Annotated in this window: 17 protein-coding genes; 5 read left to right on the top strand and 12 right to left on the bottom strand. The window is 46.9% G+C overall.

What is annotated here, in order from left to right; translation table 11 throughout:
• Positions 1-4: 4 nt before the first annotated feature.
• Positions 5-298: a hypothetical protein gene (locus CWI73_RS09980; RefSeq protein WP_126752651.1), complete on the bottom strand. Its 294-nt coding sequence runs from the start codon at positions 296-298 to the stop codon at positions 5-7.
• On the bottom strand, positions 291-443 hold the full coding sequence (locus CWI73_RS09975; RefSeq protein WP_157980634.1) for a hypothetical protein: 153 nt from the start codon (positions 441-443) through the stop codon (positions 291-293). Before CWI73_RS09975 ends, CWI73_RS09980 begins: the two co-directional genes overlap by 8 nt.
• Positions 444-681: 238 nt before the next feature.
• Between CWI73_RS09975 and CWI73_RS09970 the strand changes: the two genes are divergently transcribed.
• Positions 682-936: a YkoF family thiamine/hydroxymethylpyrimidine-binding protein gene (locus tag CWI73_RS09970; protein ID WP_126752649.1), complete on the top strand. Its 255-nt coding sequence runs from the start codon at positions 682-684 to the stop codon at positions 934-936.
• On the opposite strand, the gene CWI73_RS09965 is transcribed toward CWI73_RS09970, so the two are convergent.
• Complete coding sequence (locus CWI73_RS09965; protein ID WP_198675178.1) at positions 933-1,541, bottom strand: methyltransferase family protein; 609 nt, start codon at positions 1,539-1,541, stop codon at positions 933-935. The two genes, CWI73_RS09970 and CWI73_RS09965, sit on opposite strands and share 4 nt — an antisense overlap.
• 127 nt (positions 1,542-1,668) lie before the next feature.
• On the opposite strand from CWI73_RS09965, the gene CWI73_RS09960 reads away from it, so the two are divergent.
• Complete coding sequence (locus CWI73_RS09960) at positions 1,669-2,163, top strand: hypothetical protein (RefSeq protein WP_126752648.1); 495 nt, start codon at positions 1,669-1,671, stop codon at positions 2,161-2,163.
• On the opposite strand, the gene CWI73_RS09955 is transcribed toward CWI73_RS09960, so the two are convergent.
• On the bottom strand, positions 2,150-2,581 hold the full coding sequence (locus CWI73_RS09955) for a nuclear transport factor 2 family protein (RefSeq protein WP_126752647.1): 432 nt from the start codon (positions 2,579-2,581) through the stop codon (positions 2,150-2,152). The genes CWI73_RS09960 and CWI73_RS09955 overlap by 14 nt on opposite strands.
• Positions 2,582-2,660: 79 nt before the next feature.
• On the opposite strand from CWI73_RS09955, the gene CWI73_RS09950 reads away from it, so the two are divergent.
• The 3 genes from CWI73_RS09950 (at position 2,661) to CWI73_RS09940 (ending at position 4,498) form a co-directional block, all read left to right on the top strand.
• Positions 2,661-3,083, top strand: a complete 423-nt coding sequence (locus CWI73_RS09950; RefSeq protein WP_100691308.1) for a secondary thiamine-phosphate synthase enzyme YjbQ — start codon at positions 2,661-2,663, stop codon at positions 3,081-3,083.
• Positions 3,084-3,085: 2 nt separating this feature from the next.
• Entirely contained in the window at positions 3,086-3,532 is a 447-nt protein-coding gene (locus tag CWI73_RS09945; RefSeq protein ID WP_126752646.1) for a GNAT family N-acetyltransferase, read from the top strand.
• Between the two features lie 69 nt (positions 3,533-3,601).
• Complete coding sequence (locus CWI73_RS09940) at positions 3,602-4,498, top strand: LOG family protein (protein ID WP_126752645.1); 897 nt, start codon at positions 3,602-3,604, stop codon at positions 4,496-4,498.
• Here CWI73_RS09940 and CWI73_RS09935 read toward each other — a convergent pair.
• From CWI73_RS09935 to CWI73_RS09900, 8 genes are all read right to left on the bottom strand, one after another.
• Entirely contained in the window at positions 4,481-5,596 is a 1,116-nt protein-coding gene (locus CWI73_RS09935) for an ABC transporter permease (RefSeq protein ID WP_126752644.1), read from the bottom strand. The genes CWI73_RS09940 and CWI73_RS09935 overlap by 18 nt on opposite strands.
• On the bottom strand, positions 5,597-8,317 hold the full coding sequence (gene rbbA / locus CWI73_RS09930; protein WP_126752643.1) for a ribosome-associated ATPase/putative transporter RbbA: 2,721 nt from the start codon (positions 8,315-8,317) through the stop codon (positions 5,597-5,599).
• Positions 8,317-9,372: an HlyD family secretion protein gene (locus CWI73_RS09925; RefSeq protein WP_126752642.1), complete on the bottom strand. Its 1,056-nt coding sequence runs from the start codon at positions 9,370-9,372 to the stop codon at positions 8,317-8,319. Before CWI73_RS09925 ends, rbbA begins: the two co-directional genes overlap by 1 nt.
• A gap of 189 nt (positions 9,373-9,561) precedes the next feature.
• Positions 9,562-10,713, bottom strand: coding sequence for a poly-gamma-glutamate system protein (pgsW, locus tag CWI73_RS09920; protein WP_126752641.1), 1,152 nt, complete (start codon positions 10,711-10,713; stop codon positions 9,562-9,564).
• Between the two features lie 15 nt (positions 10,714-10,728).
• Entirely contained in the window at positions 10,729-11,304 is a 576-nt protein-coding gene (pgsC, locus tag CWI73_RS09915) for a poly-gamma-glutamate biosynthesis protein PgsC (RefSeq protein WP_126752640.1), read from the bottom strand.
• Positions 11,301-12,506, bottom strand: coding sequence for a poly-gamma-glutamate synthase PgsB (gene pgsB, locus CWI73_RS09910; RefSeq protein WP_126752639.1), 1,206 nt, complete (start codon positions 12,504-12,506; stop codon positions 11,301-11,303). The genes pgsC and pgsB overlap by 4 nt, the downstream gene beginning before the upstream one ends.
• Positions 12,507-12,594: 88 nt before the next feature.
• Complete coding sequence (locus CWI73_RS09905; protein WP_126752638.1) at positions 12,595-13,803, bottom strand: alkaline phosphatase family protein; 1,209 nt, start codon at positions 13,801-13,803, stop codon at positions 12,595-12,597.
• A gap of 13 nt (positions 13,804-13,816) precedes the next feature.
• Complete coding sequence (locus CWI73_RS09900; RefSeq protein ID WP_126752637.1) at positions 13,817-14,155, bottom strand: zinc ribbon domain-containing protein YjdM; 339 nt, start codon at positions 14,153-14,155, stop codon at positions 13,817-13,819.
• Positions 14,156-14,313: the final 158 nt, after the last annotated feature.

Raw genomic sequence — 14,313 nt, 5'->3', positions numbered from 1 at the left:
TCGTTTAATTCGAGCTGATTTTATCAAACTTTCGCATTGCCCAAAGCCCTAAAACAGGGCCGGGTAATAGCAGCCATGCGACCCATTCATTTAAAAATGGCCAGCTCCAGCTCACTAACCCAATTACCGGAATAGTTAGAGCAAAGCCAACCGAGTTCATTACCGCTAAGGCACTACCAACTTTGTCAGCTGGCGCCTCTTGAGCGGCTAATGCTGAAAACTGAGGTGAGTCGGCGATAACCGAAATACCCCAAAGCGTCAGAGTTAAAAGAGCAACCCAAGGCGGTAGCTCAGTCATGAATGGGTATAACAAACACATTGCGCCGGAAGGCGTAGAGCTCCCAGCAGTGGCCAAAGTAGCCACCGGCAACCGCACGGAATTGTGGCTGTTTAAGTGCCGATAACCCCTGACTTAACGCCGCAGGTTTAGCTGTTGCCGGCAAATGTGGTCCACTATTCCCATTGGGTAAATACCAGCTAAACACAGGCCGGTCAGTAAACGCAGAAACCACGCGAGCGAGAAATGGTCGACAGCAACGATGAAAAGCGCATTAACTGACGCACCGAGTAAACTGGTAAAGCAATGTGCGAACGGACATCCGATGTCATTCATAAACCTCGTGTTAGTATGAACGGTCTGGTATTTTGCGTCGCAATAGTAACGACAAAGGAGTGACTATCATGAAACTGACGGTTGAAATTAGCAAGTATCCACTGGCAGATGACTATATTGGCCCAATAAAAGGCTTTATTGATGAGTTGAATAAAACCGATGATGTAAAAATTATCACCAATACATTGAGTACCCAGATATTTGGTGACTACGATAAGGTGATGGACACCTTGCAGCGCTATATTAAATGGTCATTTGAGCGTTACGGAAAAGTCGTCTTTGTTTGTAAGTTTTTACACGGCGACCTGAGTCCTGAAGACTAAAAAAGCCAACGTGGGACCTGAGTTTTGTAGTTTTGATAGTCTTTGTCATAAAGCTCATTTAGGGCGTGCTCTTCTTTAATGGCTTGAGCATGCACCATGGCCACGCCGACCAATAAGCACACTAAGGTAAACAGGCTGGGTAGCGCCAGGAACAAACCAAGCTGGCCAAGCATAATGGCTAAGAACATTGGGTTACGCGAGTGCGAAAAAGGCCCCTTCGTTAACAGTGCCCGGGAGTTATCGCTGTCGATACCTGATCGCCAGTCCTGACGCATATAGGCGTGGCTGTAACTGACAAACCCAAGTGACACCAACATTGTGAGCATGCCAATAGACAGCACCCAGGGTGTGTAAAGTGGTTCTATAATGCCGAGCCAGGTATCAATAGGGTAAAAGACCCGGGCAATACAAATAAGCAAAATTGCACCGCGGAACAGATTAAAGACCTGACGTATCCACCATGTCGCACTGCCTTTTTCACCGTATTGAATATGGCTTTTCGAGGTGCGACTATTCAGTCCAATAGCGGTACTCGCGTAGTGAACCGCTATGAATAAAAAATACACGGCTAAAAAATGGCGGCTAATCAGGTCAATATCGAACAAAAAGATCTCCAACTTCGGAACACGCAATCGTTTTCCATTCTACGGTTCTTTAAAGAGATTGAAAGAGTCAGGTGAAATATCGTTTTATGTGCTATTGATTAATTATGTTCTTGGTAAAGGAAGTCGTATGCGTTTTATAACCTATAGTGCTGTTTTATTGTTTGGTCTGGTGCTGACTGGCTGCGCGTCACCTACCTCTTCCATCCTAATTGGAGACGCTCGACCGGAAATACCGGTAGCACAAGTAAAAGTGTACTTAGAGGCGCCTGAGAGCTATGAAGAAATAGCCTTAATTGAAGCAAGCAGTGATGCCTCCTGGAGCTTTGGTGAACAAGCGAAAATGGACGCCGTATTGAAGCGACTGAAACAGGAAGCGGCTAAAGTGGGGGCTAATGGCGTCTTGCTGCAAAAAACCGGTGATAAGCAAGGAGAGTCAGTTTATGTCGGGGCTGGCTCCGGTGGCTATTCTGGTAATGTTGGCTTTGGGGTCAGTGTCGGTAAAGCCTTCGGTTTGACTGATAAAACGGGGGAAGGCATCGCCATTTATGTAAAGCCAGACAATGGCGATGCGGCATCAGAGAACGACTCTTCTGAAATTAAGGAGCCTCTTAAGGAACTTTAGTCGCGTTCCAGTTGACCGCTTGCCAACGGTCGTCGCGTTGAATCAAAATACCGGTATTATAGAAGTACTTAGTGATTTTACCTTCTTCTTCTGCGGTTAAGGTGAAGTTGAATACAACGGTGTCACCAAACTGTTTTACCTCGATGTCTTCAGCGCCATACCAGACTTTAACGTTGTCTGGGTCTTTGGGTTTAGCGTCTTTCATACCCGACATAAGTTGCTCTTTACCAAAACGCTCTCCGCTGGAGCTGGTGTAGGTCAACTCTTCTGCCCAGAAGCGATCATGCGCTTTAGGTGAACCAATGCTGGCGCCGTATAAAAAGGCTTCTACGGCTTTGGTTGTTGCTTCTTCAACGCTTTCTTGTGCGGTGCACGCCGCACTGAACAAAACGGCGATAGCTAATAATAAGTAACGCATTGTCGTTATTCCTTTCGGTTGTTTTTCGGTATGCTGTAAGCATATGGCAAGCACAGAGACACGGCAAACAGGTTTACAAATGCTTATCAAACAAACAGAACTGCAATTGGCTCCTCACCCAAGGGGCTTTCACCTTATTACTGACGAGATTGAACGGGCTCTGGTTGAGCTTGGGCAAGTATCAGCCGGGCTATTACAGGTGTTTATTCGGCACACATCGGCATCGTTGACCATTAATGAAAATGCAGACCCGACGGTTCGTCAGGACTTTGAAAGCCATTTTAATGAAATGGTGCCGGAAAATGCGCCTTATTACCGACATACGTTTGAGGGGCCTGATGACATGCCAGCACATTTAAAGTCGAGCATATTAGGTAGTAACTTAACCCTACCGGTGACCAATGGACGTTTAAATTTAGGCACTTGGCAGGGAGTCTATCTTTGTGAACATAGAGATCACGGCGGAGCCCGAACGCTAATTTTAACTCTGCAAGGCGAGTGATAATGCTAAAAAGAGCAACAATAGATGAACTTAAAGAGGCACTGACTTGGCCGGACAATGCGGCGGAGTTTCGACTCTGGTTTGGTGAAAAAGTACCTTATGGCAGTTCAGCTGAGGCTATTTGGGAACAGATTAAAGCGGAAGAGCGCGGTACTTTTAGCTTTTATCGGGGCGGAACGCTTATCGGTTTTGCACAAGCCTACCAAAAAGTCGAAAACGGTATACACATCGCATGCCTCATTGTGAACTCTGCAGTTCGTGGTCAGGGGCTGGGCAGAAAATTTGTCGAAGCACTGCTGGAAAACGCATGGTCACAGGAAGAAACTCAGTTTATTACGTTGAATGTGTACCCGGAAAACGAGCCTGCCCGGCGGTTATACAACAGTCTTGGCTTTGATGAAGTTGGCGAAAACCAAGGTATGGTTGCAATGGGACTGGAGTCGCAATAATTCAGCAGGTTTAAGCTGTTTTTACGGTAAACTGATGCGAAACAATACATAAACCCTAACGGACTCTCCATGACAGAAAACGAACTTCGCCGGCGTCGTCTTATTTCCGCCAAGCAGTCAGAAGAATCTATAGCAAAGATTGAAGGGCAAGGCTCTTACAAATTAGCGTTTGCTGACAATGAGTTTTTGCTGAGTGATGACTTACGAGCCGTGCGCCTTCAACTGGAGTATTTAAAGCCACAGCTGACTCTGGAAAAGCACAATGTTGATGCCACTATTGTAGTGTTTGGCAGTGCAAGGTTTTTGCCGCCCGAGCAGGCACAGCATGATGTTGGTGTCGCCGAGCAGGCGCTGGAGAAAGACCCTGAAAACGATACCCTTAAAGGACACCTTAAGCGGGCAAAAAGGGCTCTGAAAAACAGTGCTTATTATCAGCAGGCAATGGACTTTGCGCGTATTGCGACAGAACACAACCTCTGCCACGACGATGAAAACCTAATGATTGTCAGTGGTGGAGGTCCCGGCGTCATGGAGGCGGCAAACCGCGGAGCGATGGAAGCCGGAGGTGACAGCATTGGCTTGAATATTGTGTTGCCTCACGAGCAACGGCCAAACCCTTATATAACCCCCGAATACTGCTTCCAGTTTCATTATTTTGCTATTCGGAAAATGCACTTTCTGCAACGTGCGCGGGCGCTGGTGGCTTTCCCCGGTGGTTTCGGCACGCTGGATGAACTGTTTGAAACCTTAACTCTGGTTCAAACCCAAAAGTCTGAGCCAGTGCCTATAGTCTTAGTCGGCAAGGAATTTTGGCAGCGGTTGATAGACTTCGACCTCTTGGTTGAGGAAGGTACGATTGCCGAGCAGGACCTAGAGTTATTTGAAATTGTCGATAGTGCCGAAGAAGCCTGGCAGGCCATTTGCCATTGTTATGACTTAAAAAATGGATCACGCCATATCCGCTAAGCGCTCTCGGAAATGGCGCCATGATACCAAGAAGAACAAGGCGCCAATCCCCGCTAATGCCAACAGTTGTGGCCAGACGATATTGATACCGGCCCCCCGGAATAAGATGCTTTGGCCAAACTCAGTAAAATGAGACGTTGGTGCAAAGTACATAACGGCCTGCACCGCAGTTGGCATACTGTCGAAAGGCGTCATGCCGCCTGACAGTATTTGCATGGGCATAATAATGAGCAAAAACAGCAAGCCGAACTGCGGCATTGAGCGTGCATAAGTGCCTAAAAATATGCCAATAGACGTGGTTGCGAATAAGTGCAGTGCAGTGCCAAATAAAAACAGGGTTAAAGAGCCGCTGGTCGGTATTGCGAGCGCTTGCTTAATAATGACAGTTAATGAAAAAGCGGAGGCAACCAACACAACTAAAGCCATTGCCCAAACTTTGCTAACCATAATTTGAAATGGGGTGACCGGCATCACCATAAGGTGCTCTACGGTACCGTGTTCCCGTTCTTTAATTAATGCAGCACCGGTCAAAATAATGGAAAGCATGGTTATTTGGTTAATGAGCTCCATAATGGCGCTGAACCAGCCACTATTAAGCTCTGGATTGAATTGCGCTCGTACGGCAATATCTATGGGTAGTTGCGTGTCTGCTTGGGTAAACGTACTGACTTCACGGTTAATAATCGACTGAATGTATCCGTTGCCGGTAAATGCCTGACTCATTCGAGTGGCATCGACAATCAGTTGTACTTTTGGCTGCTCGCCATTGAGTAAGTCTCTCTGCAGGCCTTCCGGTATATCCAAAATAAAGGTGTAGCGGCCTTCGTCCATGAGCTGATCGGCTTCACTGGCAGAAACGGCCTCCGGGGGCAAAAAGTAAGGCATTAAAAAGCCATTGATTAACTGATTTGAGAGTTGTGAACGGTCATTATCAATAACTGCTATAGGTGTTTTATAAAGTGTTTGTGGTGTAGCCGATGCGGCGGTGTAAACAAAGACAGTAAATGCCAGCATAATAAATAAAAGCAGCATAGGGTCGCGTGACAAGCTCACTAATTCTTTTACGCCTAAATGCGAAATGTTTTTGAGAGAACGCATTTATCGCTCCTGCTTCTTAACTAAGCTAATGCCAACTGCAATAAAAATAATGGCAGCAATACTGAGCCCTACCAACATGACGTGCAGCTCATTAAAGGACAAAGCTTTTGAGAAAACACCGCGGCTGACAATCATGTAATAGGTTGTTGGATAGACTTCGCCAATGACTTTCGCCAACCCTTCTAAGGATGTGACCGGCGTTATCATTCCGGAAAACTGTGAGGCTGGAAGGATTGTCGCCAGAGCGGTGCCAAACAGTGCGGCAATTTGGCTGTTAAGAAAAGCGGACATAATCAGGCCTAGTGCAGTGGCGCAAAGCACATAGAAAAACGTAGCCAGAGTAAAAGTCAGGAAACTGCCGGTCAGATCTACCTTAAAAATAAATAAAGCCTGCCCAACCAATATCAGGAAGTTAACCATCGCCAGAACAACATAAGGGAGCTGTTTACCAATGAAAAATTCACTTTTGCGAGTTGGGGTGACATAAAAATTAGTAATGGAGCCTAGCTCTTTTTCCCGCACGACAGAGAGGGAAGTTAAAATGGACGGAAATAGCATTAGCAGCAGAGGTATAACTGCCGGCACCATCGCTGGCAGACTTTTAATATCTGGGTTATACCGATATCGCGACTCTATATTAATAGTGGCCCGTTGAGGTACAGGGGCACTTAACTGCTGCTGTTGCTTTTGCAGCCAGTCCATATGCATACCCTGGATATACCCTTGTGCGGTCTCAGCCCGCATAGGCATAGCGCCATCAACCCAGGCACCGACGGTGACGTTATCGCCTCGTTGTATATTGCGAGCGAAATTAGCGGGAATTTCAATTGCCAGGCTAATTTCGCCAGTTTGTAGGCGAGCGTCAACCTCTGCATAACTATTTAGCGGAGGTTGCTCATTAAAGTAACGAGAGCCCGACAAACTGAGAATATAGTCGCGACTGGTACTGCTTTGGTCACGATCAAGTACGGCGAAATCAATTTCATCAACATCCATGTTAATGCCGTAACCCAGTACGAACATAAGAATAACGCTGCCGACCAGCGCCATGACAAGTCGCACCGGGTCGCGGAGTAGCTCTAAGGTTTCGCGGTGACTTATGCTAAGCAAGCGCCTTACACTAAAGCCGTGACTGAGTTTGAGGCTTGCTTGTTTTTGCAGCTCTGGAGCCGGTTTCTCAGTGTCGCTGGGCTGTTCAGAAGCCGTTTCTAAATAATCAACAAACGCATCTTCGAGCGTGCTTCTGTTACAGCTTTTAATAATGCTCTGCGGTGTGTCAGTCACTAACACTTTTCCTGCGTGCATCAATGAAATGCGGTCGCAGCGCTCGGCCTCATTCATGAAGTGGGTCGAGATAAAAATAGTGACGCCATGCTCGCGGGACAGCTTTAATAAAATATGCCAGAAGTTATCGCGGGCAGCGGGGTCAACTCCCGACGTCGGCTCGTCCAGAATCAGTATTTCTGGCTGATGAATCATGGCGACAGCAAGTGATAACCGTTGACGCTCACCAACGGGTAACTGCTTAGGAAGTTGCTTGAACAGGCGTTGTAAGTCGAATTGATCGGCAACTTCTTTTATACGGTTCTCGACATATTCTTCGGGAATATCGAATAGCCGGGCGTGCAGTTTTAAGTTTTGATACACCGTAAGCTCACCATACAAGGAAAAGCTCTGAGTCATATACCCCACGCGTTTGCGAGTCTCCATGGCGCGACTGTTAATGGGTTCATTAAACAGCCAGGCTTTTCCGGAGCTGGGTGTTAAAAGACCAGTGAGCATTTTCATGGTGGTGGTTTTACCGCAGCCATTAGAGCCTAGAAAGCCAAATATTTCGCCTTTTTGGATGCGGAAATTAGCGTTATCAACGGCAGTGAAGTCACCAAAACGCATGGTCAGCTCTTGCGCTTCTATGGCAACTGAGTCGTTTTTAGACGGTTGGCGCGAGGGCTCAAAAATTTGAGCCGATTCATTGCCAAGCAATGTCATAAACGCTTGCTCTAGCGAAGACGTCGCGGTTTTTTTAAGTAACTCAGTTGGAGAGCCGCTGGCAAGCACCTTTCCTTCATTCATGGTAGCTAACCAGTCAAAACGTTTAGCCTCATCCATATAGGCCGTAGCAACCAGTATGCTCATGTCCGGGTGTTGTTGGCGAATGTCATCGATAAGTTGCCAAAACTGACGGCGGGACAACGGGTCAACGCCGGTGGTTGGCTCATCCAGAATCAGGAGCTCTGGCTCGTGAATCAATGCACAGCATAGTCCGAGCTTTTGTTTCATTCCGCCCGAAAGCTTAGCGCTGGGTCTGTCTTTAAACTCCCACAACCGGGTGGCTTTTAGTAAACGACAGACTTGTTGTTCACGCTGTTGGCCGTTAATACCAAAAAGTTGGGCAAAAAAGCTGAGGTTTTCCTTCACTGACAGTGTTGGATAGAGGTTTTTGCCTAACCCTTGTGGCATATAAGCAACACGACGATACAAACGTTTGCGCTGACGTGACTCACCAAGGTCTTCGTTTAACACGAGTAGCCGCCTGGACTGTAAAGCTCTGGCACCAGAAATAAGAGACAGTAACGTCGATTTACCCACGCCGTCGGGGCCAATCAACCCACACAACTTACCTCTGGGGACATCCAGAGATACCGAGTTCAGCGCGAGTTGCTTGCCATAATGATAGTTGAGCTTATTAACAGAAACAGCAAAGTCAGCCTCGCGAGTCATCAATCAAGCTCCGACTCGAGCTCTTGCGGCCAGCTCTCTGTAGCATCAAATTTCACGTAAGCAACTCCGGGTAAGCCTGTTTTTACGCGTTCGAGATGCTTTTCCAGAAGTGCTTTGTTAATACTGGCGCGAACCCGGAACATGAGTTTTTCACGCTCTTCCTGGGTTTCGACCGTTTTTGGTGTGAACTGTGCCACATCGGATATAAAGCTTATGCGAGCAGGAATGCGATACTCTGGTAGTGCATCTAATACAATACGCGCTTCGCTGCCTACTGAAATTTTACCGATAGCGCTGGTTGGCAGAAAGAACGTCATGTAAACATCGCTCAAGTCCACCATGTTCACAACTCGGCCTCCGCTGCCTATTACTTCTCCCGGTCGAGCAATAACGTATTGAATGCGGCCGTCGCGAGGCGCAAGAAGCGTACTGTCATCTATTTGAGTTTGAATGCGCTCAATGGTTGCCTGAGACGCTTCCGCTGCAGACCTAGCACCTTCAAACTGTGATATAGACGTGGTAATGGCGGCTTGGGATGACGCTATTTGTGATTTTGCAGCTGCGACTGCTGACTTGGCACTGACAACAGCAGCTTCTGCATTGTCTTGCTCTTGCGCCGATATAGAGCCTTGATCAGCCAAACTGCGAACGCGTGCTAAGCGTTTTCTGGCAAGTTCCAACTCCGACTCGCGTTGCTGCAGTAAAGCTTCTGCTGCCTCTTTTTCGGCTCGGCGCTGTTCAACCTGGCTTTGTGCGGTATTAATCGCATTTTGGGCCTGCTTGAACTGGGCTTGTGCTTGGTGTAGCTCAGCTTCCAGCGTTGTTGTATCGAGTTTTGCAAGCTTGGCACCGGTCAATACAAAGTCGCCTTCGTTGACCCAAACACTGTCTAATCGCCCAGCTACTCTGGTCGCCACATTTATTTCGGTGGCCTCAATTCTACCGTTACCGCTGGCAACACCGTCGTAGCCGTCTGTGCCTTTATTTGTCCCCAAGTAAACAAAGAAAGCGAGTCCTAAAACGACAATTGCCCAGACAATAGTTCTTTTATTCATAGTTCATTCCAAACTGCGGTTTGGGCGATAGAAGCGCTGGGAATGCTGATGGGTCTATGGGTTAAGTATTGAGTCATAAAAAGAGAGCCTTACATGGAAAGTGCTACGTATATATATAGTTTTAACACTAAAAGATACAAATGTAAGGCTCTCTTTTAGAGAAGAGAAGCTACCTCATAAGAGGTAGTGTTAAACCATAGGCTTTGTGCCTTTACCACTGTGGCCCGAACGCTGCCATAAACTGGTAATACGTGCAGAGCGAACAATAAGCCAAGTCAGACCAAATAAGCCAATGGCTAAGCCCAGCGCTAACCACCGGTTGTAAGTCGTGGCTGAGTATATACCGCCATTCCCTACTGGTACTGCCTCTGGTGGCATTAACGGTAAGCCATGGCGTTCTGCCATGGTTTTAATGCCAATAAAATGAATACCCGGAATGTCTTCCTGCAGGAAGTAGCCCATAACGGTCTCTACTGCAAAGGCGCGTGCAGGGGCATCTGTTTGCAAGCCCGAGCTGAACATATCATCAATGCCCGGAGGGCCAACAACCGTTGCGCCGCCACCGACGTTAATGTAGGCGGTGTAATTACGCTCAGCTGAGTATTCACGGAAAATTGCAATACGATCAGCAACCGCCTCCTGATAGTTTGCCGGGTCAATAAACTTAACATCAGCACGGTCAATTGAACGGCGAATGGACTGAATGCCTTCCTCAGGAATGCCAATGCCCCTATCTTCAATGCCGCCAATAGACGCATAATCGGCATGAAGTGAAATAACGCCAGCTTCACGAAGCTTGCGTTCCATATCCAGCCATAAAAAGTTGGGCACATTTGCTCCCCACTGCGATGACGAGGCAGACGCAACAATAACGGCATTAGCTTCCATTGCCTCAAGCGCGGAATATACCGCTAAGTTCAGTGCCGGAAAAGAGCCCGAAACAGTCACTGCAACCAGGTCGCCTTTTTTAACACCGGCTTCCGCTAACAGTTTTACTGCAACGGCAGCCCAGTTTGGGTTGACTGTGGTCTGCTTAGATTCGCGGCCACCGTGGTTGGTTGTCACAATACTGTTTTCTAAACCGACCAAGCCAGACCTTTGTGGGTCAAACTCCGGGTTAATAGGTGCTAATTGAGCTCTTAGTGGCTGTAGCACATTCATGCCTTCACGCATGATTTTAGCAGCGTTCACCATGGTCGCGTAGTTGTCTTCAACGACTGGATCGCGTTGTTTCATTTTTTCTGCCGCGACAACCACGATAATTGCGACGACAATTAAGAAAATAAGTCCCCAGGTTGGTACACCTGAAGAGCGCCAATAAATTTTAGTAAAACTACTCATTATAGGGTTCTCCTGTTACCAACCGGGCATTTGAAAAGCTTGACTCGCTTCATACATTTGCAAAGATTCAGGCATAATGACAATCAGTGCTAAACGCACTAAAACAGCGGTCACGGCCAGTCCGCATAGTGTTTGCAGAACGCCTTGCCGTTCAAACCAAATAGCGATAAGCCCCGGAATAATGTAACCGATAATGCTACTTTCCATCACCGACATCATCACGGTTGACTCAAGCGCGCCTACTTGCGCCTGTGCATTGTCACCGCCGGCAATCATTTGTAAGTCGGCCCAGTTTACTAAGTTGCCAATGAACAGGTCGAACAGACCAGCAATTAAATAGCCGGTTAAAATCATGATGATGGTTTGGCGACGGCCATAAATAATGGCAAAACTGGCAATGACTTTGACAATCAAATAAGTCATAAGGGCTGCCAGTAAAGTAATAGCCAGGCTTAGCGGGTCTGTAAGCTGTAAAGCCACATAACCCGGAACAACCAAGCCGCCTGCTGCGAGTCCTAACGTATGAGTCAGTAGTAACGTAAAAAATAAGCCAACGCCAATGGCAACGGCCAATATGTTAAGCGCTATCATAAATCTTCCTCTTTAACGGCACGGTTTTGGAAGAAGCGAGCGACTTCTTCGCCGCCGCCGTGAATATTACACATACCTACAACCAGTGCGTTGCCTGCAGATTCTTCTAAAATAGTTTCCGTAATATCCGTGGTTTCACCACCTTCGAGCACCAGTAGTTTTTCTGGGTCCAGACCATGTTTCACGGCATTACGGACAAAGACAAAGCAACCCGAGCCCATTAAAATAACTTTATCGGCCTCAGTCCATTGTCCTGCTTCTTCAGCCATTTGCTGTGAACGGTGAGGTCGGTCAGCCCGGCAATTAATGAGCATGATCTTCTTGCGGCCTTCGCCGAACTTCTCAATCATGTTTTCCCAGATTTTACCGGTCGACTCAGGGTCGTTAGCTGCAAAACCGTTAACGAAAACAATCTCTCGCTTGAAGTAGTTAATGTGCAGAACCTGCATGGCACCGGCTTCTGGCTCAAGTTCGGTCATGCCTTTTAAGGCTTTATCACGGTCAACGCCCAGGTGCTCGCAAATTTTTAAGGCCAAAGCGACGTTTTCTTTGTGCTCGGCATAACGAAACTGACTCATGGTGTCATCAGAAATCGCTTCGACTTCTTCTAATGTGACACCGTGTAACTCTGACTTTCTGTCTTTACAGGAATGCTCGAAAGTCGGTAATAAGTCACGTTCGGCGGTAAATAAATTACCTTTCACCGGAGTGCTTCCCGCCAGTGCTAAGGCGACATCCTCTTCGCCGGGACCCATCACATCTAAATGGTCAGGGCGGGCATTAGTAATGACACCCACATTGGAGCGCACCATGCGTAGCTCGCTCAAAGACTGATACTGCGGTTGTAATGCCATGCATTCCATTACCACAATTTCGGGTTTTAATTTGGCCATGCGTTTAAGTGTGCGCATTTGCTCAATGATGTTCGCGCCACTGATGCGGTAAATTGGGAACTCGCGACCGTCGGGATCGGTGACTGCGGCGGCCGAGCCCGTCGTTTTCGCACAAACACGCTTGCCACCGGCACGAAGACCGGCGGCAATGAGTCTAGTGACACTGGTTTTCCCACGCGTACCATTCACATGAACACGCACCGGAATGCGGCTAACCAGCCAACGATGTTTTAGCGCTTCTAAACCACCTGCCAGAACAAGTGCTACCCAAAGTCCTGCAACAATGGCGAGCAAAACAGGTATTTCCATAATCGCTCCCCTTAACATACATAAATGTATGTATTCTTTTTAGCGAACCTTCGCAAAAAAGACCAATGAATTTAGGGATCTTTACACTTTAAGGAGCGGTTTTGATGAGTAGTGGCGCCAGTACGTCTGCTTTTCCATCAATAGGTGATAGTAAATTGAGTTCGAGTAGCTCCGCCATAAAAGGATAAATGTGAATATTTTCAAAACGCCCAAGGTGGGTTTTGGCATTAATTGCAGGACCTGCCGCAATGAAAATACCATCCATGTCACGATTTGCATAATACCCATGTGTACCACCGTCGCGACGTTTTTCTGCAGGACGTTGAGTAAAAGTAACAGGGGCTTTGGCTGCTAAAATAATATCTGGTTTTCTTGGGCCGTCTTTAACGTGCTTTTCGGCAAGAGACTTCTCAGTCTCAATAGTGTAAGCACTACTAAATTGCCTGAGTTGCTGACGTTGGGCGGTAACTTGCGCGATCGTTGTTGTCTCTTTGGCGTAAAGCATAAGCCGAGTTTGTGAGTTGACAACTTCGAAGAGGTCAATGTTAATGGGCAATGATTTTTGCTCAATCATTTGGTCCGCTCGAATTGATGTCATACCATGGTCTGAAACGAGTATTAAGTTAGCTTTTACGTTTGTTTCATTATTAATACGTTGCCACAGTTGGCCAATTAAACCATCAATATGCTGCACGGCTTCTTTTACTTGCTTAGAGTCAGGCCCGAAACGGTGCCCCATTGTATCGACAATAGAAAAATAACCGGTAACAATGCGGGGGCGCGTCTGCGCAGGAAGCTTTAACCAGTTAACAATTTGATTCACTCGCTGCTGGTTTGGCGCTGGCGTACTGTAATTGTAATAGTAGCTTGGCGTACGGCCATTAATTCGAGCGGAAGACTCAGGCCAAAAAAATGTTGCCGCTTTCACACCTTGGAATTCGGCTAGGTTCCAAATAGGCAGTGTTGTCAGCCAACTGCTATCGTCTACACCGTCACCCATCGAGTAATGTTGCTGACGTTCTTTATCATAAAATCGATTATCAACAATACCGTGGTTAGAAGGATACTGACCAGTGACAATAGATAAGTGGTTCGGGAATGTTTTTGACGGATAAACGGGTATTAGACCCTCGGCTCGAACTCCTTTATTTGCTATTGCGCGAATATTTTTCGCATCGTGTTTTTCGATATAATCGTGCCGGAAACCATCAATAGAGATTAACACAACAGTCTGTTCCGCCGACCATGACGGCAGACAAAATCCGTAGAGTGATAATACGACGAATAAATATCTCATACAGCTACCGTTATTATACTTTTTTGACGAACTCAGATTTTAATTTCATGGCTCCAATGCCGTCTATTTTGCAGTCGATGTCATGATCACCCTCTACGAGACGAATGTTTTTTACTTTTGTACCGACTTTAACGACGGAAGACGACCCCTTTATTTTTAGATCTTTAATGACAGTCACGGTATCGCCGTCTTCTAGCGGAGTACCATTTGCGTCGCGATACTGTGGTGCGCTGTCTGCTTCTGAAGGTTCATCTTCAGACCATTCATAACTGCATTCAGGACAAACGAGTAAGTTACCGTCGTGATAAGTGAACGTTGACTGACATTCAGGGCAGGCGGGAAAGTCGCTCATGTAGACATCCTTTTCAATTGATAAAAACTTATTATAACCGCTAGATGCCTTTTTAATTAAACGATTTTTCTATCCATAGCGTATTTTGCTCCCGGAAAGATAAGTAGATAAATAAAAAAACGGCCCCAACTTATGGGGCCGCAAACAATGCCAGGGAG

The sequence above is a fragment of the Idiomarina piscisalsi genome, from assembly GCF_003987095.1.
Taxonomy (GTDB): domain Bacteria; phylum Pseudomonadota; class Gammaproteobacteria; order Enterobacterales; family Alteromonadaceae; genus Idiomarina; species Idiomarina piscisalsi.
Note: the sequence above shows the minus strand (reverse complement) of the source record. Positions and strands in the feature narration are given on the sequence as shown.